At 69.7% G+C, this 21,159-nt stretch carries 20 protein-coding genes; 5 read left to right on the top strand and 15 right to left on the bottom strand.

Annotation, left to right across the window (positions count from 1 at the left end):
* Nucleotides 1-57 precede the first annotated feature (57 nt).
* Nucleotides 58-378, bottom strand: a complete 321-nt coding sequence (locus BM228_RS16310; protein WP_092042322.1) for a hypothetical protein — start codon at nt 376-378, stop codon at nt 58-60.
* Between the two features lie 306 nt (nt 379-684).
* On the opposite strand from BM228_RS16310, the gene BM228_RS16305 reads away from it, so the two are divergent.
* Together BM228_RS16305 and BM228_RS16300 are read left to right on the top strand one after the other, a co-directional pair.
* On the top strand, nt 685-1,317 hold the full coding sequence (locus BM228_RS16305) for a 2OG-Fe(II) oxygenase (RefSeq protein ID WP_092042321.1): 633 nt from the start codon (nt 685-687) through the stop codon (nt 1,315-1,317).
* 98 nt (nt 1,318-1,415) lie between these two features.
* The gene (locus tag BM228_RS16300; protein WP_092042319.1) at nt 1,416-2,072 is read left to right on the top strand and encodes a peptidase inhibitor family I36 protein; all 657 of its coding nucleotides are present in this window, start codon (nt 1,416-1,418) and stop codon (nt 2,070-2,072) included.
* Nucleotides 2,073-2,259: 187 nt separating this feature from the next.
* On the opposite strand, the gene lpxB is transcribed toward BM228_RS16300, so the two are convergent.
* The 9 genes from lpxB to BM228_RS16255 form a co-directional block, all read right to left on the bottom strand.
* Nucleotides 2,260-3,435, bottom strand: a complete 1,176-nt coding sequence (gene lpxB, locus BM228_RS16295) for a lipid-A-disaccharide synthase (RefSeq protein WP_092042465.1) — start codon at nt 3,433-3,435, stop codon at nt 2,260-2,262.
* A gap of 11 nt (nt 3,436-3,446) precedes the next feature.
* Entirely contained in the window at nt 3,447-4,310 is an 864-nt protein-coding gene (locus tag BM228_RS16290; RefSeq protein WP_092042318.1) for an LpxI family protein, read from the bottom strand.
* Nucleotides 4,311-4,320: 10 nt separating this feature from the next.
* Nucleotides 4,321-5,139, bottom strand: coding sequence for an acyl-ACP--UDP-N-acetylglucosamine O-acyltransferase (lpxA, locus tag BM228_RS16285; protein ID WP_092042316.1), 819 nt, complete (start codon nt 5,137-5,139; stop codon nt 4,321-4,323).
* On the bottom strand, nt 5,136-5,612 hold the full coding sequence (fabZ, locus tag BM228_RS16280) for a 3-hydroxyacyl-ACP dehydratase FabZ (RefSeq protein ID WP_092042315.1): 477 nt from the start codon (nt 5,610-5,612) through the stop codon (nt 5,136-5,138). Before fabZ ends, lpxA begins: the two co-directional genes overlap by 4 nt.
* Before the next feature lie 121 nt (nt 5,613-5,733).
* Nucleotides 5,734-6,804, bottom strand: coding sequence for a UDP-3-O-(3-hydroxymyristoyl)glucosamine N-acyltransferase (lpxD, locus tag BM228_RS16275; protein WP_092042314.1), 1,071 nt, complete (start codon nt 6,802-6,804; stop codon nt 5,734-5,736).
* Nucleotides 6,805-6,854: 50 nt separating this feature from the next.
* Complete coding sequence (bamA, locus tag BM228_RS16270) at nt 6,855-9,425, bottom strand: outer membrane protein assembly factor BamA (protein WP_092042313.1); 2,571 nt, start codon at nt 9,423-9,425, stop codon at nt 6,855-6,857.
* Nucleotides 9,426-9,843: 418 nt separating this feature from the next.
* Nucleotides 9,844-10,998, bottom strand: coding sequence for a M50 family metallopeptidase (locus BM228_RS16265; RefSeq protein WP_092042311.1), 1,155 nt, complete (start codon nt 10,996-10,998; stop codon nt 9,844-9,846).
* 200 nt (nt 10,999-11,198) lie between these two features.
* Nucleotides 11,199-12,728 (bottom strand): DHA2 family efflux MFS transporter permease subunit, encoded by a 1,530-nt coding sequence (locus tag BM228_RS16260; protein WP_425284953.1) that lies wholly within the window; start codon nt 12,726-12,728, stop codon nt 11,199-11,201.
* Nucleotides 12,729-12,787: 59 nt separating this feature from the next.
* Nucleotides 12,788-14,032 (bottom strand): HlyD family secretion protein, encoded by a 1,245-nt coding sequence (locus BM228_RS16255; RefSeq protein WP_092042308.1) that lies wholly within the window; start codon nt 14,030-14,032, stop codon nt 12,788-12,790.
* A 139-nt stretch (nt 14,033-14,171) separates the two neighbouring features.
* Here BM228_RS16255 and BM228_RS16250 point away from each other — a divergent pair, with 139 nt between their 5' ends.
* A complete protein-coding gene (locus tag BM228_RS16250; RefSeq protein ID WP_092042306.1) occupies nt 14,172-14,810 on the top strand; it encodes a TetR/AcrR family transcriptional regulator in 639 nt (212 codons plus the stop codon).
* Between the two features lie 13 nt (nt 14,811-14,823).
* Here BM228_RS16250 and dxr read toward each other — a convergent pair whose 3' ends face one another.
* From dxr to pyrH, 4 genes are all read right to left on the bottom strand, one after another.
* Nucleotides 14,824-16,002 carry a 1-deoxy-D-xylulose-5-phosphate reductoisomerase gene (gene dxr / locus BM228_RS16245; RefSeq protein WP_092042305.1) on the bottom strand — a complete coding sequence of 393 codons (1,179 nt, stop codon included), beginning with the start codon at nt 16,000-16,002 and terminating at the stop codon, nt 14,824-14,826.
* A 19-nt stretch (nt 16,003-16,021) separates the two neighbouring features.
* A complete protein-coding gene (locus BM228_RS16240; RefSeq protein ID WP_092042303.1) occupies nt 16,022-16,879 on the bottom strand; it encodes a phosphatidate cytidylyltransferase in 858 nt (285 codons plus the stop codon).
* Nucleotides 16,880-16,898: 19 nt separating this feature from the next.
* Nucleotides 16,899-17,462, bottom strand: a complete 564-nt coding sequence (frr, locus tag BM228_RS16235) for a ribosome recycling factor (protein ID WP_092042302.1) — start codon at nt 17,460-17,462, stop codon at nt 16,899-16,901.
* 104 nt (nt 17,463-17,566) lie between these two features.
* Nucleotides 17,567-18,289 carry a UMP kinase gene (pyrH, locus tag BM228_RS16230; RefSeq protein ID WP_092042463.1) on the bottom strand — a complete coding sequence of 241 codons (723 nt, stop codon included), beginning with the start codon at nt 18,287-18,289 and terminating at the stop codon, nt 17,567-17,569.
* A 178-nt stretch (nt 18,290-18,467) separates the two neighbouring features.
* On the opposite strand from pyrH, the gene BM228_RS16225 reads away from it, so the two are divergent.
* Both BM228_RS16225 and BM228_RS16220 read left to right on the top strand, forming a co-directional pair.
* On the top strand, nt 18,468-19,370 hold the full coding sequence (locus tag BM228_RS16225) for a diacylglycerol/lipid kinase family protein (protein WP_092042300.1): 903 nt from the start codon (nt 18,468-18,470) through the stop codon (nt 19,368-19,370).
* Entirely contained in the window at nt 19,367-20,182 is an 816-nt protein-coding gene (locus BM228_RS16220) for a metallophosphoesterase family protein (RefSeq protein ID WP_092042298.1), read from the top strand. The genes BM228_RS16225 and BM228_RS16220 overlap by 4 nt, the downstream gene beginning before the upstream one ends.
* A 629-nt stretch (nt 20,183-20,811) precedes the next feature.
* Here BM228_RS16220 and BM228_RS16215 read toward each other — a convergent pair.
* Nucleotides 20,812-21,159, bottom strand: a 348-nt coding sequence (locus BM228_RS16215; protein ID WP_139234101.1) for a transposase, incomplete at its 5' end; no start/stop codon positions are given.

Raw genomic sequence — 21,159 nt, 5'->3', positions numbered from 1 at the left:
GTCACGTGAAACTTTTGTCACGATCCGCCCGGACGGACCGCGATGCGTGACCCGGAGCTACCAATTCCACTCTTCGAAACCCGGCTCGCGGCAGCGATATCCGATCGGGCATTGCGGATTGTCGCGGGTGGGGACGAAGCGCAATTCGGCGATCTCGGAGCCGCTGCACTGGCCGGGGCCGCTGACGTAGCGCTCGGGGTTCGTCCCGCCGGCGATCACCACGTCGCCCTCGTTCTTGACCAGAGCCATTGCCTCCGCGCAGGTCATCCGCGCCGTGCCGGTGGGCCGCTGCGGCCGGGATTGCTGGGCGAGCGCCCCCGCCCCGATCGCCGCGGCGACCAGGTGAATACACAACACGGCGAGGACCAGCGGCCTCATCAAGGATGGGTTCCAGGACGCACGCACCCGAGAAGAAAGTCCTCGGGCATCGCGCCATCCTGCACGGCCGGGTGGCCCGCGACTGTCACCGGAATGCGCCACCACACGGCTTTCGCCGTTGGACCGCCGCAATCACCGGATTATGGGAATCCGGGACCACGGAGAGCGCCCCGAGAAGGCGTCGAGATTTCGTGACCGCGGACGCCCGGCGGGCGGGCCCGGCACGAGCCTCCCAGTTGGCCCTCCGGCACGCGCCTCCGGCGCCGGCGTGCCGGCCGACGTGCGCTGGAGCCCAGGGACCCGCAGATGTCCGCCCTTTCGATCCTCGATGTTTCGGCCGTCCGCGCCGCCCCGGTGGCCCGGGAGCCCTACCCGTACACGCTCGGCACCAACGTCCTGAACCCGGACGCCATCGACGCGATCCGGCGCGACTTCCCGGACATCGCCAAGCCCGGCTACCTGACGGTGGACGAGGTCGCCCTCAAGGGCCGGTTCAAGGCCCTTATCGACGAATTGGAGAGTGACGAATTCTCGGCCCTGCTCGGCGAGAAGTTCGGCATCGATCTCGTCTCCTGCCCGCGGCTGACCACGATCATGCGGAAGAGCCAGCTCAAATACGGCTCGATCCACACCGACGGCCCGTCGAAGGTGCTGACGCTGCTGGTCTACATGAACGACGCCTGGGACGCCCCGGCCGCCGGCCGTCTGCGGGTGCTCTACGACGGCCGCAACTACGCGCCCTTCGCGGTCGAGGTGCCGCCGACCATGGGCACGATGTTCGCGTTCCTGCGGGCCGACAATTCCTGGCACGGCCACGAGCCGTTCGAGGGCGAGCGGCGCGTGGTGCAGGTCGCCTGGCTCAAGGATGCGGCCGAGCTGGAGCGCAAGCGCAAGCGCAATCGCACCGCGCAGTTCCTGAAAGGGATTTTCGGACGCTGAGCCCAACGACGGTTTCACCCAGACTCTTGTTGGGGCATGCTTTTCACCGGCCAGCCGGTGACCGAATCGGCGGAGGATGCCTGGACCAGGGGAATCGAATGGGCGCGGTCGTGCTGGCCGATCCGGGTGAGGATACCCGAACCGGTTCCAAGCGTCGCTTCATCGTGCCGGCCCTCCTCGTGCTCGGCTGGGCCGGGCTGTTCGCCTACAGCGCCGCCTACCTGACCGAGGACCTGCCGTTCCGGTCCCAGCCCGCCGAGACCCGGCCGGCGCCGAAGCCCCCCGGCCGCCGGTTGGTGATGCTCGACATGCCGGACGAATCCATCCCGGACGTGCAGCGCCCCGACGCGTCGCTGCCGGCCGCGACGGACGCATCCCCGAGCCAGGCGCCGCCGAACACGCAGGCCGCCGTCTCCGCCCCGATGGCGGCCGCATCCGCCAAGCCGCAGACCTTTGGCAGCGCCGAGTTCGTCGGGATCTGGGGTCCGACCGCCGAGGCCTGCGGGGCCCGCTCCCGCCGCCGGGGCTTCATTCCGGCCACGATCACGCAGGAGCGCGCCCGGGCCGGACGGACGATCTGCACGTTCCACGACAGCCGCCGGGTCGGCAACGCCTGGGTGATGGGCGCCGAGTGCAGCGACCGCGGCCGGCACTGGTCCTCCCAGGTCCGCCTCGTGGTCGCCGGCGACCGCCTCACCTGGTCGAGCGCGCGCGGCACCGCGGCCTATGTCCGCTGCGGCCGGCGCGGGGGCTGAGGAGCGCTCGGGCGAGCATACAGCTCTGATCGGCCTGCCCGCCCATTGCACCCGCTCCGTCATTGCGAGCGCAGCGAAGCAATCTAGGGATCCGCTATGGTCGGAGATCGCGCGCTGCACTGGGTTGCTTCGCTGCGCTCGCAATGACGAAATGGCGTTTTCGTCCGTCGGACACGCCACCGATCCGTCAGGCGATCCCGATCCCCCGCCCCCCAGCAGCGGCGTTCAGAACGATCCGCGCCGCAGCCCGGCTCGGGGTGTCGTCGCCAGTGAGCCGCATTTGGCCGTCGATGCGGGCGAGGGCGTCGCTCTGGGTGTCCCGCTCCGGGCCGCCGACCAGCAGGGGCAGCAGCGCCTGGGTGAGACGCTCGGGCGTGCAGTCCGCCTGGACGAATTCCGGCATGGCATTGTCGGCCAGGATCAGGTTCGGCAACACGATGCTGGGGACCTGGATCAGCCGCCGGGCGATGAACTCCTCAGCGCGCGAGACCTTGTAGGCCACCACCATCGGGACGCCCGCCAGCGCCAGTTCCAGCGTGACCGTGCCCGAGGCCGCGAGCGCCGCCCGAGCGCCCCGGAAGGCGGCGTATTTCGGTGCCTCGCCGGTGAGAACCCGCACCGGCACGGGCCAGTCGAGGGCCATCCGCTCGATCAACGCCCGGTGGCGGGTCACGGCGGGCAGCACCGCCTCGACCTCTAGGATGCGGGAGACCTGCTCCAGCACCTGCCCGAAGACCGGCATCAGCCGGTCGATCTCGGCCCGGCGCGAGCCGGGCAGGATCACGAGGCTGTAGGGCACCGCCTCCCGCCGCCGGATCTCCGCTCCCGAGGGGCGCAATTCCGAAAACCGCTCGATCAGCGGATGGCCGACATAGGTGCAGGGCGGGCCGCCGAGCCGCAGATGTGCGTCCGGCTCGAACGGCAGCAGCGCCATCACGTGGTCGATGAAGCCGCGCATGCCCTTCGCGCGCCACGGCCGCCAGGCCCAGACGCTCGGGGAGACGTAATCGACGATCGGGATGTCGGGCGCCGCCTTCCGGACCCGCTGGGCCACGGCATGGGTGAAACCCGGGCTGTCGATGATCACCAGCACGTCGGGCCGGGCGCGCACCACGGCAGCGGCGGTCTCGCGGATCCGGCGCAGGAGGGTCCGGGCACGGGCGAGCACCGGCAGGTAGCCCATGACGGCGACGTCATCGAGGGGGAACAGGGTGGCAAACCCCTCCTCGGCCATAGCCTCGCCGCCGACGCCGCCGAAGACCGTCTCGGGCGCGGTCGCCCGCAGCGCCCGCATCAGCTTGGCCCCGAGCTGGTCGCCGGAATCCTCTCCGGCCACCAGCCAGATTGTCTTGGATGAAGACACGGAGGCGGCGCTCACGGCTCGGCTCCGTAGCCGACCAAGAACAGCCCAAGGCGGTCGGCCTCGGCGGCGGTGGCGACGCGGTCGATCACCAGGGTGCCGCCGGCCTCTAACGCCAGGCCGACGCAGCCTGCGGCGGCGGCGTTGCGCACCGTCTGGGGGCCGATGGCCGGAAGGTCGATGCGCAGGTCCTGGCCGACCTTGGGCGCTTTCACCAGCACGGTCGCCGGGAGCGCCCGCCCCCGGCCGAAAGGCTTGCGCCCGAGCGCCCGGGCGCGGGCCAGCATGCGGTCGGTGCCCTCCGGCCCCTCGACGGCGATCACCCGCTCCCCCGAGACCGCGACCGCCTGCCCGAGATCGAAGGGCGAGAGCGCGTCGAGCACCCCGCGTCCGGTGCGGATCGAGACGGCAGCCTCCGCATCGGGGCCGAGACGGCCGAGGCGGCCTTCCGGGCAGAGCAAATCCGGGGCAGCCTCGTGGACGCCGAGCACCCGGTGCCCCTCCTCCTCGACCAGGGCGAGGGCGGCGCGCAGCAGCCGGTCATCGCCGCCGCCGGCGATCGCCCGCAGGGTCTCGCGGTTGCGCAATGCCGCGCCGGCATTGAGCAGCGCGGCCGGGCTCGGACGAGAGACGCCGCCGGCCGGCACCATCACGGCCGGCCCCCAGCGGCGCAGCAGCTTCAGGATCGCCGCGAGGTCGAGGAGATCGACGGTGGCGTCGGCCCGGGCGCGCAGGGACCGATCGGTGAAGCCGCGGAGCGCAATCAGCCGGAACGGCCTCTGCGTCCGGTTCAGCGACTCGGCGACCAACTCGGGCAGGCGCCCAGCACCGGCGATCAGGACGAGCGTGCCCTCGGGCAGCGGAGCGGCCTCGGCCATGCGGGCAGGCTCAGGCCGCCCCGATCGGGACCGGGAGCTCGCGCGGGGTGCAAATCGAGCGCTTGCCGCCGGCGCGGATGAAGGCGAGGATCTCGGCCACGGCGGTGTGGGACTCGAAAGTCGCGGCCACATCCTCGACCCGCTCCATCAGCGTGCCCTCGGGGGCGAACAGCAGGCGGTAGGCCCGCCGCAGCGCGTGGATGTCGTCCCGGGCGAAGCCGCGACGCTGCAGGCCGATGATGTTGAGCCCCGACAAGGTGGCGCGGTTGCCGAGCACCATACCGTAGGGGATGCAATCGTTCTCCAGCCCCGAGAGGCCGCCGACGAAGGCGTGGGCGCCGACCCGGGCGAACTGGATCACCGCGGCGCCGCCGCCGAGGATCGCGTAATCGCCGACGCTGCAATGGCCGGCCAGCATCACGTTGTTGGAGAAGATGACGTGGTCGCCGACCCGGCAATCGTGGCCGACATGGGAATTGGCCAGGAAGGTGCAGTGATCGCCGACCGTCGTCTCGAGGCCGCCCCCGCTGGTGCCGGGGTTCATGGTCACGCCCTCGCGGATCAGGCAATCGGACCCGATCGTCAGCGTCGAAGCCTCGCCCTTGTATTTCAGATCCTGTGGCTGGTGGCCGATGGAGGCGAAAGGGAAGATCCGGGTGCGGGGGCCGATCGCCGTGCGGCCGGCCAGCACAACGTGGCTGAGAAGCTCGCAGCCCTCGCCCAGCACGACCTCGGGCCCGACATGGCAGAACGGGCCGATCCGCACGCCCTCGCCGATCGCGGCGCCGGATTCGATCACGGCGCTCGGGTGGATCAGGGCGTCGCTCACTCCGTCACCAGCATGGCGCCGATCTCGGCTTCCGCCACCAGCATGCCGTCGACCCGGGCCTCGCCGCGGAACCACCACATGGTGCGGCGCTGGTTCATCTTCTTCATATGGAAGCGCACCTGGTCACCGGGGGTGACGGGCTTCCGGAACTTGCACTTGTCGATGGTCATGAAGAACACCTGCTTGGTGCGCAGCTCGTCCGTCCGGATGTGACGGCAGCAAATCGCGCCGGCGGTCTGGGCCATGCCCTCGATCAGCAGCACCCCGGGGAAGACCGGCAGCCCGGGGAAATGCCCCATGAATTGCGGCTCGTTGGCGGTGACGTTCTTGATGCCGACGCAGGATTCGTCGCGATCGATCTCGACGATGCGGTCGATCATCAGGAACGGGTAGCGGTGCGGCAGCAATTCCAGCAGTGTCTGGATGTCGGCTGTGCCCAGCTCCTCGTTGGTGTCGCGCGCCGCCTCGCTCATCGAATTCGTACCTCGAGTCACCGCCATCGGGCGGACCGATATCCGCCCCCCATGACGGGCGGACGCCCTCTTCGGAAGAAATCGGCAGAGATGCAAGGGTTTCCGGGATCGGCGGCCGATATCACTCGGCGTCGGGAGCCGGATCTTTCTCCGCATCCTTGCCCGAGCGCTCGGCCAGCCGCGCCAGCGTCGTCAGCTCGCGGAACCAGGCCCGCACCGGCTTGGCCGGTGTGCCGCCCCAGCGGCTGCCCGGCGGGACATCGCGGTTGACGTTGGACGAGCCGGCGATCTGGGCGCCGCGGCCGATGCGCAGGTGTCCGACCACGCCGACTTGGCCGCCGAGCACCACGTAGTCTTCCAGTGTGGTCGAGCCCGAGATGCCGACCCCGGAGACGATCACGCAGTGGCGACCGATGACGACGTTGTGGGCGATCTGGACGAGGTTATCGATCTTGGTGCCCTCGCCGATGACCGTATCGCGCGAGGCGCCCCGGTCGATTGTCGTGTTGGCACCGATCTCGACATCGTCCTGCACGATCACCCGGCCGATCTGCGGCACCTTGAGATGGGTCGCGCCCATGGCGAAGCCGAAGCCGTCCTGGCCGAGGCGGGCGCCCGGATGCAGGATCACCCGATTGCCCAACAGCGCGTGGCTCAAGGTCGTGCCGGCACCGATGGAGCAGTCACGCCCGATCCGCACGCCGGGGCCGATCACCGCGTTCGGGCCGATGACGCTGCCCGAGCCGATCTCGACGCCGGGGCCGATCACCGCGCCGGGATCGACCGTGACCCCCTCCTCCAGCCGCGCATCCGGATGGACATGGGCGCCCGGGGCGATGCTGCGGCCGCCGAATTGCGAGCCGGGGCGCATCGCATCGGGATGGAGCCGGCCGAGCAGGGACGCGTAGGCCCGGTAGGGATCCCGGCTGACCAAGGAGACGGTCCCGGCCGGGCAGCGCGCGGCGAAGCGCGGGCTGACCAGGCAGGCGCCCGCCCGGGTCACGACCAGAGCCTCGCCGTAGCGGGCATTGTCCATGTAGGCGAGGTGTTCCGGCCCGGCGCTCTCGAGGGGCGCGGCGCCGGTGAGCCGATAGGCCGGGTCGGCCCCCTCGGGCAGGGTCGCGCCGGAGGCGGCCGCGACGTCGGCGAGGGTGAGGCCGCCTTGCGCGGCGAAGAAAACGGGATCGGACATGCGGGACAACGCGCCGGCCGGAGAAATCCGACCGGCGCGTCCGGTTTTTATCAGAACCGCGAGCCGCCCGAGAAGCGGAACGCCTGGGTCTGATCCTTGCCGATATGGCCGACCTTGCCGAGGAGCGGCACGTAGACAGACTGACCCTCGTCCTTGGTCAGAGCATAGGCGTAGTCGAAGCGGATCGGGCCGAGCGGCGAGTTCCACAGGATGGACGCGCCGATCGAGGAGCGGATCGCGGCGGTGTCGCGGACGTTCACGCATTCCGGCTCGACGCCGATGTTGAACGCGGAGAAGTTGCACTTCCCGGTCTGCGGCGAGATGCCGTTGATGAAGGCGTCGCCGTTCACGTTGAACGAGCGCCGACCGTTATAGCCGAACAGCGTGCCGGCATCGGCGAAGACCGCGCCCTTCAGGCCCAGATCCCGCGGGATGAGGGGCAGCGGGAACTGCACTTCGAGCGTACCGCCGACATAGGTGGAGCCGCCGATAGCGTTGGAGCGGGCATCGGCGATGCCGACGTCGCGCGGGCCGATGCCGTTCGGCGCGAAACCGCGGACCAGCGACGGGCCGAGGAAGAACTCGTCGGTGACACGCAGCGGCTTGCCGTCGATGGCGTTGATGTGGCCGCCCTGGAAGCGGACGAAGCCGATCACGTCCTCGAACAGTTCCTTGTAGTAGCGCGCATCCGCGGTGACGCGGAAGAACTTGGAGTCGCCTCCCAGGCCGGCGACGTCGGGCTTCAGCTCGGCGTAGAGGCCGTTCCGCGGCGCACCGACCACGTCGAGGGTCGAGTAGGCGAGCGTCAGGCCGGCCAGCGAGGTGAGCGTGTTGCCCTGCGAGCCCTTGATGGCGATCGACGCTTCGCCGTCATACGCGCAGTTCGGGTAGATCGCCTGGCCGCCGATGTTGCGGCCGCTGTTCGGGTCGATCGTGCCGCCCGCGTAGGTCGCGGTGTAGCCCGGGATCGGGGTCGAGCAGTCGTTGTACGGCCGCTTGAGGGTGTTCGGGACCTTCAGCTCGGTGTTGTACAGCGAGTAGCGCAGGGTGATGCCGAACTCCTCGGTGATCGGCAGGCCCAGGCGCAGCTGGCCGCCATACACCGTGGTCTCGTAGCGCGAGTACCGGGTCAGGTCGGAGTACTTGTAGAAGGCGTCGAAGCCGGCGGCGAGCCGGTAGCCGAGGAAGTACGGCTCGGTGAACGAGAAGTCGACGCCACGCGAGTACTGGCCGCCGGTGCCGGCGAGGCGGACATACTGGCCGCGGCCGAGGAAGTTGGACTCGGAGACCGAGACCTCGCCGATGATGCCGTCCTGGGTGGAGTAGCCGCCCGCCACCGAGAACGAACCCGTGGGCTGATCCTCGACATCGATGTTGATGACCACGCGGTCGGCCGCCGAGCCCGGCTCGTTGGAGAACCGGACCTTCTTGAAGAAGCCGAGGCCGTTCAGGCGCCGCTCGGCCCGGTCGGTGAGCACGCGGTTGTAGGCGTCGCCTTCCGCGATATCGAGCTCGCGGCGAATGACGTAGTCGCGGGTGCGGGTGTTGCCGCGGATGTTGATGCGCTCGACGTAGACGTGCGGGCCGTCCTCGACCACGAAGCCCAGGGAGACCTGGTGGGAGGCGGGATCGCGCTGGCCGGTCGGGCGGACCTGGGCGAACGGGTAGCCGGCGCGGTTGACCTCGCGGGTGACGTTGTTGAGCGTCCGCTCCACGTCGTCGGCGTTGTAGACGTCGCCCACGGCCGCGGTGATATTGCCGTCGAGCTTGGCGGTGTCGATGCCGGGCAGGCGGGAATCCACCGCCACCGCGCCGACCTTGTACTGCTCGCCCTCGTTCACCGTGATGGTGATGACGTAGCCCGAGCTGTCGCCCTCGACGTAGCGGGCGTCGGCGCTGACCACCTGGAAATCGGCATAGCCGTTCTTCAGGTAGTAGCGGCGCACCTGATCGAGGTCGTTGGTGATGCGGTCGGGATCGTAGACGTCGGAGGTCTTGATGAACGACAGGAAGTTCATCTCGGAGGAGCTCATCAGCCCCTTCAGGGTCCGCTCCGAATAGGCGTTGTTGCCGACGAAGTTGATCGAGATGATGCCGGTCTTGTCGCCCTCGTCGACCTGGTAGATCACGTCGACGCGGCCGTTGGGCAGGTCGACGGTCCGGTAGGTGACCTTGGCGGTGCCGCGGCCGAAGCGCTTGTAAACGTCGCGGATGCGGGCGAGATCGGCGTTGACGATGGCCTCGCTGTAGGGGCCGCGGGACTTCGCCTCGACGATGCCCTCGAGCGTGGCCTTCTCGACCTTCTTGTTGCCCTCGAACACGACCCGGTTGATCAGGTTGTTCTCGCGGACGGTGACCACCGTGCGACCGCCGGACTGGGCGACCTTCACGTCCGAGAACATGCCGCTGGCGAGCAGGTTGCGCCGGGCCTCCTCGGAGGAGCCGGAGGCGGTTCCCGTCACGTAGGAGCGGATGGTGTCGGCATCGACGCGCTGGTTGCCCTGGACGACGATCTGCTGCGCCTGAGCAGCACCGCTCAGGACGAGGCCCGCACCGGCAGCGACTAGGACGATGGTCTTCCGCACCGACTTACGTCGGGGCTTCCCCGTCAACGACATCATGCAATCGCCCGTTTCTGTTCTGGTCGCGGGGGTTAGCCCGTCACAGGCGGCCGTTGACCGGTCGTCCTGTCACCCTGGTCCAAGCGTGGCTTCAGGTCCAAGCGTAGCTCTTAGCGGGATTCCCCTGCCAAGCAAACGCGCGGGAGGCCATCGTCAGGGGATTTTGGGGGGTCGTGGCCTTCGCGCCACTTAACGGAGCGCGCACCACGCGGGCAAAGCGCCGATCATGGTGAATGTCATGTAAATCTTTGCGGGATCGACTGTTTTCGAGTCAGTCGATCGTCACGTTAACCGTGTTTTAAGCTCTCGCCGGGCCGTCGGCGCGGCGCCTTCGCGGCGGTGTTCCGGCGGCTTCGCGGCGGGATTGGGGCACCGATTCCGGTGGAGACCGGAACCGGTGCGCGCCAGGATCCCGGGATCAGGTGTTCCGCCAGGAAGCGCCGAGGTTGAGGATGTCGTTCCAGGCGGCGAACAGCATCAGCATCAGCACCAGGGCGAGGCCGATCCGGAAGCCGATCTCCTGGGCGCGCTCGCTGAGCGGGCGGCCGCGGACGACCTCGAAGGCGTAGAACAGCAGATGGCCGCCATCGAGCAGCGGCACCGGGAACAGGTTCAACAAGCCGATCGAGACCGAGAGCAGCGCGATCAACCCGACGAGGCCGCCGACGCCGCCGGTCTTGGCGACCTCACCGGAGACCCGGGCGATGCCGATCGGGCCCGAGAGCTGATCGGCGGATTCCCGGCCGGTGGCGAGCTTGCTCAGGTAGGAGAAGGTCCGCTCGACCACGAAGTAGGTCTCGCGCACGCCGAGATCGAGGGAATCCAGCGCGCCGTAGCGGACGAGCCGGGCCTCCGAGCCCGCAGGCGAGCGGATGCCGAGCCGGCCAATCCGGTGGCGGCCGAAGGGCGTCTTCTCCTCGTAGGTGGCCGGGGTCGCCTGGATGGTGATCGGCTGGTCGCCGCGCTCCACCGTGAAGGTCAGGGGCGTGCCGGCGCTGCCGGTCACGGTGCGGTACATGGCGTTGAAGTCGCCGATCTTCTCGCCGTCGATGGCGGTGATCACGTCGCCCGGCTGGAAGCCGGCCTGCGCGGCGACGCTGCCCGGCTCCACCGAGGAGACCCGGGCGGGCAGCTCGTAGCGGCCGGCGAGCCAGATCGCCCCGGCGAACAGCAGGATCGCGAGCAGAAAATTCGCCACCGGGCCGGCGGCGACGATGGCTGCGCGCTTGGCCACGGGCTGGGTCGGGAAGCTGATCGCCCGCTCCTGCGGGGACATCCGGGCGATCGCCTCCGGATCCGGGACGCTCGCACCGTTCACGTCGCCGTGGAATTTGACGTAGCCGCCGAGCGGGATGGCGCAGAGCTTCCAGCGGGTGCCGCGGCGGTCGTTGAAGCCGAACAGCTCCGGGCCGAAGCCGAGGGAGAAGGCGTGCACGCCGACGCCGCACCAGCGACCGACCAGGAAGTGGCCCATCTCGTGCACGAACACCACGACGGTGAGCACGAACAGGAACGGGATCACGGCCCCGAAGAAGCCGCCGGCGGTCCCGCCCATCGCGTTGAGGAAGTCCATGAGCCGATCCCTGGCCGTCTCTGCGCCGGCTTCTCAGGCCGGCCATCGGGCCGGTTTAGCAGATCGGAGCGGCTTACCGCCAACGCAATCCGCCGCGGTTGCCACCCGTGGTCGCGGGGCTTGCGCGGCGCTTCCGCCAGATCGGGAAATTCGTCCCCGCTATCCTCGTTCTGCGCGGCCCATTACCGCCCTGGAAGCAGTCAGTGCCCTCCACCCCCGCCCGCAGCCGCGCGGGGGCGGCGGATCAGCGGCACGGCGCAGGCCATGGTCAGGAACAGGACGGTGAGCGCCAGGAACACGTCCTCGAAGGCCATGACCAAACCCTGGATCCGCACGGTGTTGGTCATGGCCTTGAGCGCCATGCCGGAGGCGGCGCTGCCGTAGGAGTCGAAGCCGCGCTGCATCGTGTCGAGGCGTTCGAGCGCGGTGCTGTTGGCCCAGGTGAAGCGCTCGTGGAGCCGGGCGAGGTGCAGGTCCCAGCGGGCGTTGAGCACGGTGTTGATCAGGGCCAGGCCGACCGCGCCGCCGAGGTTGCGGGTGAGGTTGTACAGGCCGGAAGCGTTCTTCATCCGGGCCGGCGGCAGGGTGCCCAGCGCGATGTTGTTGATCGGGATCATGCTCAGCATCAGCGAGCAGCCGCGCAAGATCTGAGGCCAGAGCAGCTCCCAGAAATCCCAATCCTTGGTCAGTCCGGTGACGATCCAGGTGCCGCAGGCGAAGCCGACGAAGCCCACGCCCATCATGATCCGGGGATCGACCTTGCCGGAGAACCGGCCGGCGATCGGGGCGGTGGCGAACATGCACAGGCCTGAGACGAACATGGTCTCGCCGATCATCAGCGCCGAGTAGCCGCGCACCCGGGCGAGATAGACCGGGTAGATGTAGGTCAGGCCGTAGAGCCCGATGCCGAGCACGAAGCTCGCCACGCAGCCGCTGGCGAAGTTGCGGTCGGAGAAGGCGCGCAGGTCGACGATCGGCTGCTTCGCCGTGATGACGCGCCAGAAGAACAGCATTCCCGAGACCCCGCCGATGATCGCGCAGGTGAAGACCGCCTCGTCCTGCAGCCAGTCGTGGTTCGGCCCCTCCTCGAGGACGTATTCGAGGCAACCGAGGAAGCCCGCCATGAAGGCGAGGCCGGCCCAGTCGAACGACTCCAGCAGCTCATAGTTCGGCTTGTCGAAATCGATCAGGATCCAGGTCGAGACCGTCACGGCGATGCCCGGCACGACGTTGATCAGGAACAGCCAGTGCCAGGACATCAGATCGGTGAGGTAGCCGCCGATCGTCGGCCCGATGGTCGGGGCCAGCGTCGCCACCAGGCCGATCACCGGCGACACGATGGTGCGCTTCGACGGCGGGAAAATCGTGAAGGCGGCGGCGAACACAGTCGGGATCATGCCGCCGCCGATGAAACCCTGCGCGGCGCGCCAGACGATCATCTCGGAGATCGAGGAGGAGGTGGCGCACATCACGCTCATCAGCGTGAAGCCGCCCGCCGAGAGCGCGAACATCCAGCGGGTCGAGAGCACCCGCGACAGGGTGCCCGATAGCGGGATCGAGATGACCTCGGCGATCAGGTAGCTGGTCTGGACCCAGGGGATCTCATCCCCGGAGGCCGAGAGGCCGGCCTGGATCTCGTTGAGGGAGGCCGAGACGATCTGGATGTCCAGGATCGCCATGAACATCCCGAACACCATGCAGAAAAACGCCACCATGCGGCGGCGGTCCATCGGCGGCTCGACGGCCGGGGCTCCGGCCGGGATGGCGGCGGTGGCGGCCACGGACCGGTTCAGCGGCTCGCGGCGTTGAAGCGCCCGTCTTCTGCATGGTCGAGGACCGACCGGTCGGTGCCGGCCCGGGTATCGACCCGCACCTCCACGGAGAGGCCCGGCCGCAGCAGGCCCTCGCGGGCGACCGCCTCGGGCACCCGCACCCGCACCGGCAGGCGCTGGACGATCTTGGTGAAGTTGCCAGTGGCGTTGTCCGGCGGCAGCAGGCTGAACACCGAGCCGGAGGCCGGGGAGAACGACTCGACCACGCCTTCGATCTCGCGATCCGGATAGGCGTCCACGGTCACGAGCACCGGCTGGCCGGGGCGCATGCGCTGAACCTGCGTCTCCTTGAAGTTCGCATCGATGCGCACGCTCTGGAGCGGCACCAGGGCGGCGACCCGGGTGCCGGGGGCCACGTAGGCCCCGGCCTCGACCGCCTTGTTGCCGACCACGCCGTCGAACGGCGCCCGGATCACCGTGAAGTCGAGGTCGCGCCGGGCGCGGTCGACGGCGGTGCGCAGCTCCGCCGAGAGCCGCTCGGCCTCGCGCTTCTGGGCCTGGAGCACGTCGACATTGGCCCGGGCCGCCAGGAGGCCGGCCTCCATGCCCTTCACCGAGGCTTCGGTCCGATCCCGGTCGGCCCGAGCCTGGTCGATCCGCGACTTGGCGACGTAGTCCGCCTGCATCTGGGTCGCCCGGGCGAAATCGGCTTGCGCGCGCACGGCGTCGGCGCGGGTCGCGTCGATCTGCGCCGAGGCTTGCGCGACTTGGGCCTGCGCGGCCTCGACCTGCCGGGCGATCCGGGTGATCGTGCTCTCCTGCGTCGCGAGCTTGTCCTGCGCCGCCTGGAGCGCGAGGCGGTAATCGCCGTCGTCGAGCTTGGCGATCACGTCGCCCTTCTTGACCGAGATTCCGTTCACCACGGGCACGGATTCGAGATAGCCCGGGACCTTGGCGGCCAGGACCGAGATGTCGGCCTGCACATAGGCATCGTCGGTGGAGACGAAGAACCGCCCCACGCTCCACCATTGCCAGCCCTCGTAGACGCCGCCGCCCAGGGCCGTCGCCAGGAGGCCGAGCAGCAGCATCCGCTTGAGCGGGCGTTTTTGGGCGGGGGGCACTTCAGGCGCGGACGGCGCAGAGCCATTCGGCGCCGCGACGTCGCCCGGGGCCGCGTGACGCGGAGCCGGCCCCTCGGCGCGCTCGTCCTCCACGGACGCGCTCTGGGCAGCCGACTGGTCGCCATCTTCGCGAAGGGACATCGTGGAGCCTCTGGTCTAATGACCGAACCGTTCGGTCAGACGACGGGACGCGCCTTGACGCACGTCGAATCTGGCTTCAGGGTAGATTGACCGAACGGTTCGGTCAAGCAAAGCAGCGTCTCCGACGCGGAGCAGGGTGATGGATCAGGGCGCGGTTCTGGAGCGGGGATCGTCCCAGCATGACGGGGACAAGCGGCGGCAGATCCTGGACGGTGCACGCCGCGTGTTCCTGGCATCCGGCTTCGACGGGGCGAGCATGGGCGAGATTGCCCGGGCCGCGGGCGTCTCCAAGGGCACCCTCTACGTCTACTTCGACAGCAAGGAGGCGTTGTTCGAAGCCCTGATCATCCAGGAGAAGACCAGCCTCGCCGAGACCCTGTTCACCTTCGACCCGGCCGACTCGGACGTCCCGGCGGTGCTGACGCGCCTCGGGATGAGCTTTCTCGCCGAGATGTCCAGGCCGGAACATATCTCGGTGCATCGCATGGTGATCGGGGTCTGCGAGAAATTTCCGCATTTCGGCCAGGTCTATTACGAGGCCGGCCCGGCCCGCGGGGTCGCGCGGCTGGCGGCCTATCTCGACGTCCAGGCGCAGGACGGCCGGTTGCGCATCACCGACACCACCCTCGCAGCGCAGCACTTCCTACATCTGTGTTTAGCAGGCCTCCTGACCCGCCTCCTGTTCGCCGCCGGCGACATGGCGGACGAAGCCCGGAAGCGCTTCCAGGTGGCGGAGGCGGTGCGGGTGTTTTTGGCGGCATACGGGGCGGAGCGCTGAGGCGCGAAGCCGTTCAGCCGACGGCGCGCAGCTCCGGCAGGGCCTCGGCGCTCCAGACGCGGACATGGGCGTCGATGGCGAGCGCCTCGTCCACGTCGGCGGGCGCGGTCCGGTACTGTCCGGCGAAGTGATCGCAGGCGCGCTCGACCAGATCGCTGATCCCGTAGAAGCCGATCCGGCCGGCGATGAAGGCCGCCACCGCGACCTCGTTGGCCGCATTCATCACGGTGGGCGCCGCACCGCCGGCGGCCAGCGCCGCCCGGCCGATCCGCAGGCACGGGAAGCGCTCCTCGTCGGCCGCCTCGAAGGTCAGCGCGCCGAGCTTGACGAGGTCCAGGGGCCGGCCCCGGGCGATGGTCAGGCGGTCGCCGAGGCCGAGGCAATGCGAGATCGGCACGCGCATGTCGGGGAGCGCCAGCTCGGCGGTGACGGCACCGTCGAGCCAGTAGACCAGACCGTGGATCACCGATTGCGGGTGGACGACCACGTCCAGGCGCCCGGGCTCGATGCCGAACAGATGGTGCGCCTCGATCAGCTCCAGGCCCTTGTTCATCAGGCTGGCCGAATCGATGTTGATCTTCATACCCATCGACCAGGTCGGATGGGCCGCGGCCTCGGCCGCGGAGGCGGCGGCGATCCGCTCCCGGGTCCAGGTCCGGAACGGGCCGCCCGAGGCGGTGATCATCATCGTGCGGACATCCGCCAGCGGCCGGCCGGCAAGTGCCTGGCTGAGCGCGTCGTGCTCGGAATCCATCGGCAGGATCGTGGCGCCGTAACGAGCCGCGTCGCGCATGAAGGCGTCGCCGGCGCAGACCAGGCTTTCCTTGTTGGCGAGCGCCACCGTGCGGCCGAGCCGGAGCGCGGCGTGGGTGGATTTCAGCCCGGCCGCGCCGCTCACGGCAGCGACCACGATGTCGGCGTCGCGGGCCACCGCCTCCATCACGGCGCCCTCCCCCGCCCCGTTCGGGATGCCGCTGCCCGACAGAGCCTCGGCGAGGGCCGGGCCGGCGGTCTCGTCGGCGAGCGCCGCGAAGGAGGCGCCGAGCTCGCGGGCGACCTTGGCCAGCGCGACCGCGTCGCGGCCGCCGACCACGGCGCCGGTGCGGAAGCGGTCCGGGTGCTGGGCGATCAGGTCGGCGGTGGAGCGGCCGATCGAGCCGGTGGCGCCGAAGACGGTGACGATCTGGGTCACGGGTGAAACTCCCTCATCGTCACGGGATGAGACCGCTTCCGCGCAGGGCGAGATAGAGCCCGGCCAACACGGCCACCGCGAAAAATCCGTCGAGCCGGTCCATGACGCCGCCATGGCCCGGGATGATCTTGCCGGAATCCTTCACGCCGTAGCGGCGCTTCATGCCGGATTCCAAGAGATCGCCGGCCTGGCTGAGCACCGAGGCCAGGGCGCTCACCCCGGCCACCACCGGCAGCGAGGCGGCGCGCGGCAGGTCCAGCCCCGCGAGGTCGGCGGCCAAAGCCACCAGCGAGCCGGCCGCCACCGCGCCGATCAGGCCGCCGATGGCGCCCGACCAGGTCTTGTTGGGCGAGACCCGGGGCATCAGCTTCGGGCCGCCGATCTTCCGGCCGGCGAAATAGGCGGCGATGTCGGTGGACCAGACCACGGCGAACATCCAGGCCGGGCCGACGAGGCCGATCCCGGGATCGTCGCGCAGGGCGACCGGCACCGAGGCGACGGAAGCCGCCCCGAGCACGCCGGCGAACGCCCGCACCCGGCCGAAGCCGGTGCGCGCCACCGTGGCACAAGCGGCCGCTCCCAGAAGCAGCACCGCGATGCAGGCCAGCGCCGGGGCGCCCCCGCGCTGGCAGAGCAGCAGAGCGGCGAGCGTCGCCGCGCCCAGGGCGATCAGCACCTCGCGGGGCTCGGTCCGGCTCATCACCATCCACTCGGCGAAGCCAATGATGCCGGCGGCGAGCCAGATCCCGGCAAACGGCCAGCCGCCATAGACCAGGGCGGCAAGGATCGCCGGGGCGAGCACCACGCCCGAGGCGACGCGCAGCCAGAGCTCGCGCCGCCCGGAGGGGCGCGCGGCCGGTGTGGCGGTGGAGGTCACGCGCGTCTCGGCCTGTGCCTCAGACGTGCATGATCTCCTTCTCCTTCGAGGCCAGCACGCCGTCGATCTCGGCGATGAACTGGTCGGTCGCCTTCTGCACGTCGGCGGCCTGGCGCTTCTCGTCGTCCTCCGAGATGGCGCTGTCCTTCAGGAGCTTCTTGAGGTGGTCGAGCCCGTCCCGCCGGACGTGGCGCACGGCGACGCGCGCCTCCTCGGTGTACTTGTGGGCGACCTTCACCATCTCCTTGCGGCGCTGCTCGTTCATCTCGGGGATGCGCAGCCGGATGGTCTGCCCCTCGGTCTGCGGGTTGAGGCCGAGATCGGATTCGCGGATCGCCTTCTCGACGGCGGTGACCATGCTGCGGTCCCAGACCGAGATCGACAGGAGCCGGGGCTCGGGCACGCTCACGGTGGCGACCTGCGCCATGGGCATCGACGAGCCGTAGGCGTCGACCTGGATCGGGTCGAGCAGCGAGGGCGTGGCCCGCCCGGTCCGCAGGGATCCGAGATCCTTGGAGAGCGACGCGACCGCGCCCTGCATGCGGCGCTTGATGTCGTTGAGGTCGAATTCCGGTGTGGCCATGGTGGTCGTCCCGACACGTCTGACGTTGTCTTCTCGCCCGGCACGGGCAGTCGCGGCCTCAATGGCGGAATTTTCCCGGTGCCGCAAACCTCTAGGGCGTGCCGTTACGGCGCCACGAGGGTCGAGGGCGCCTCGCCGGACAGGATCTTGGCGATCGAGCTCGGCGGATGCAGGGAGCCGACCACGATCGACAGCCGGCTCTCACGGGCGAGGGCGAAAGCGGCGGTGTCCATCACCTTGAGGTCGCGGGCGATCGCCTCGTCATGGGTCAGCCGGTCATAGCGCGTGGCGCTCGGATCCTTCTTGGGATCGGCCGAGTAGACGCCGTCCACCTGCGTGGCCTTGAGCACGGCGTCGCAGCGCAGCTCGGCGGCGCGCAGCACCGCGGCGGTATCGGTGGTGAAGAACGGGTTGCCGGTGCCGCCGGCCAGAACCACCACCTGACCCTTGTCGAGATGGTGCAGGGCCGGCTGGCGGGCATAGGTCTCGCAGATCGTCGGCATCGACACCGCCGACATGGTCCGCGCCGGCACGCCGGCGGCGTTGAGCGCGGTCTCGATCGCCAGGGAATTCATCACCGTGGCCATCATGCCCAGGGAATCACCGGTGGCGCGGTCGATCCAGCCGGCCGCCGAGATGCGGGCGCCGCGGATCATATTGCCGCCGCCGACCACGATGGCGATCTCGGCGCCACCCTCGATGGTGCGGGCAATGTCCTCGGCCAGCGCCGCCAGAGTCGGCGGATGCAGCCAGTAGCCGTCCGGGGCCGCCAGGGCCTCACCCGACAGCTTGAGGAGGATACGGCGAAACGGCGTCGCTTCCGGCATCTCGATCTCCGGCTCCATACCGCATCGCTCGAACCCGGGAGGCTTCTACGTCAGCCGCGGGAGCGGCGTCGAGGGGCGACGACCGATCCGGCGGGGATGATTCGCCACCGACACGCGATCGACGTGCAGCTTTGGCAGATGGGTGGGGCTCGCCAGCGGGACGGACGCCCGGGATTCCATGCGCATCGCTCTGGTCATCAACGGCGCCTCCGGGGCGGTGGCGTCCGGCACGACGCCGGAGGCGATCCGGGAGACGCTGGTCGCGGCCGGGATCGAGCCCCTGGGTGAGGCCGACCGAGGGGCGCCCCTGCCGGTGCGGATCGCAGCCGCCGCGTCGGAGCCGAATATCGACGCCCTGGTGGTGGCAGGCGGCGACGGCACCATCGCCTGCGCCGCCGCGGCCCTGATCGGCAAGCCGACGCCTCTCGGCATCCTGCCGCTGGGCACCATGAATTTTCTGGCCCGGGACCTCGGCATCCCGCTCGATATCGACGGCGCGGTCGCAATCCTCGCCTCGGGAGCCAAGCGGCAGATCGACGTCGGTGAGGTCAATGGCCGCACGTTCCTGATCAACTCCGTGCTCGGCCTGCCCGCTCGGGTGACGCGGCACCGGGAGGCCCATCGCCGGCAGCTCGGTCTGCGCAGCCTGCTGCGCTGGATCATGGGCGTGCTGCGCCATCTCGGCCGGTATCCGCGGCTTACCGTGACCGGCACGATCGACGGCGCAGCGCGGACCTGGCGGTTCCGGCTGCTGGCGGTGGTGATCGGCGACTATGTCGAGCGGCCGGGCCGGGTGCTGGTGCGGGCGCCGGTCGATGCCGGGCAGCTGACGCTCTACGTGCTGGCGCAGCTCTCCCCGTGGCGGACCCTGCGCCTGGCCCTCGGCTTCGCTCTGGGCGACTGGCGCCGCTTACCGGACATTGAGCGGCTGCCGGCGGCCAACCTGACCATCACGTCGAAGACCCGGGCACTCAGGGTCATGAATGACGGCGAGGTGGCGCTGATCCCCGCGCCCCTGCGCTACCGGATCCACCGGCAGGCGCTGACGGTGATCGTGCCGAAGACGGGCGGCCATCCGTGAGACGGATCAGCCACATCTCCGACCTGCATTTCGGCCGCACCGACCCGGTTGTGGTGGAGGCCCTGGTCCACGAGCTGAACGCCGACGCGCCGGACCTGATCGTCGCCTCGGGGGACTTCACCATGGCGGCGCGGCCTTCGGAATTCGCCGCCGCCAGGGCCTTCCTCGACCGGCTGACGCCACCCTGGATCGGGGTGCCGGGCAACCACGACATCTCGCCGTTCCGCCTGGTCCAGCGCTTCGTGCACCCGTTCACCCGCTACCGGCGCGCCATCGCGGCCGAGACCGAGCCGTGCTTTCAGGATGCCGAGATCGGGATCGTCTGCCTCAACACCGTCCGGCGCTGGGCGCCGGAGCCGGACTGGTCGCACGGCATGATCCGTCGCAGCCAGATCGCGCGGGCGGAGGCGCGGTTCTCGGCGATGCCGGGCCATCTGTTCAAGATCGTGGTCGGCCACCACCCATTCCTTCCGCCTCCCTGGGACGCGGAAGCCCGCATGGTCGGGCGGGCCGATCGGGCCCTGGCGGTGTTCCAGCGCTGCGGCGTCGGCCTGACCCTGGCTGGCCACCTGCACCGGCACTATGCGCGCTACGCGGAAGCAGAGGGTTCGGAACCCGAGACGCTGGATCGCGGCTCGGTTCGCTCGCGCCCGGGAAAGCTGCTGGCGGTCCAGGCCGGCTCGGCGACCTCGACGCGGCTGCGGGGCAACGAGCCCAACGCCTACAACCGCATCATCATCGCGGACGGCTGCGCCACGGTCGCGGTGCGCCTGTGGACTGGGCGCACCTGGGTGGATGCAGCGCCGGCATGACCGAGAACGGTCACGCCGGCGCCAGTCTTCAGCTACCGGCCAGCAGGCCGACAGAGCCCAGAAGGGTCATGACGAGACCGGACGCGAACACGCCGATCATCAGGTAAGAGAAGGATTTCATTGCCATGAGCGTGATGTAGCGCGCTGGGTCCTTGCCCGGTGTGCGCTGCAACACGAGGCGGGCGGGATTAGGTTTCCGAGGAAAGTTGGCACGGCCTGGACATCGGCCAAAAGCTCAGCCTTGCCAGTGCCTTAATAGCTCGCATCGGTGTCGAGCGCGGCGCAAAACCTTTCCGGCTGGGCCGAAGAATCCTGCATCGCGTTGAGCGGCGAGAACCCGAAGCGCGGTGCCCTCCCCGTCCGGTGCAGCGCCGCAACGCTTGGCATCCCACCCCTCGACAGGTCCGCTGGTGCACAGACGACCAGCATCCACCTTGTCAGTCCGGGGCGCCGTAGGCGAACCCGGAATGACAGGACGGTTTGTCCTGCAGCCTTCCCACCCAACCCCCTCATCCTGAGGTGACGGAGCGAAGCGGAGGCCTCGAAGGAGCCCTCCAGCCAGCCACGCGAGCCCTGGAGGCCTCCTTCGAGGCCCGCTGGCGCGGTCGCCTCAGCGACTGTGTTGGGGGTCAAGCGGTTTGCCATGGTTTCTGATTCCGGATCATGGCGTTGAGGATGGTGAGGAGCTTTCGGGCGACGGCGACGACGGCGACGATCTTGGGCTTGCCGGCGGCGACCAGCCGGTCGCGGAACAGCTTGAGCACCGGGTTGTGCCGGCAGGCAGTCAGCGCCGCCAGGAACAGCGCCGTGCGCACGCTCTTGCGCCCGCCGGCCACCATGGCGCGGCCCTTCCACTTGCCGGACTCGCGCACGAACGGGGCGAGGCCGGCCAGCGCGGCGATCTGCCGGGCCGTGAGCCGGCCGAGTTCGGGCATCTCGGCCAGGAGCGTGCGCGCCGTGACCGGCCCCACCCCCGG

The organism is Methylobacterium pseudosasicola (assembly GCF_900114535.1).
GTDB lineage: Bacteria > Pseudomonadota > Alphaproteobacteria > Rhizobiales > Beijerinckiaceae > Methylobacterium > Methylobacterium pseudosasicola.
The sequence above is the reverse complement of the archived record's forward strand: the minus strand, read 5'-3'. Positions and strand labels throughout refer to the sequence as shown.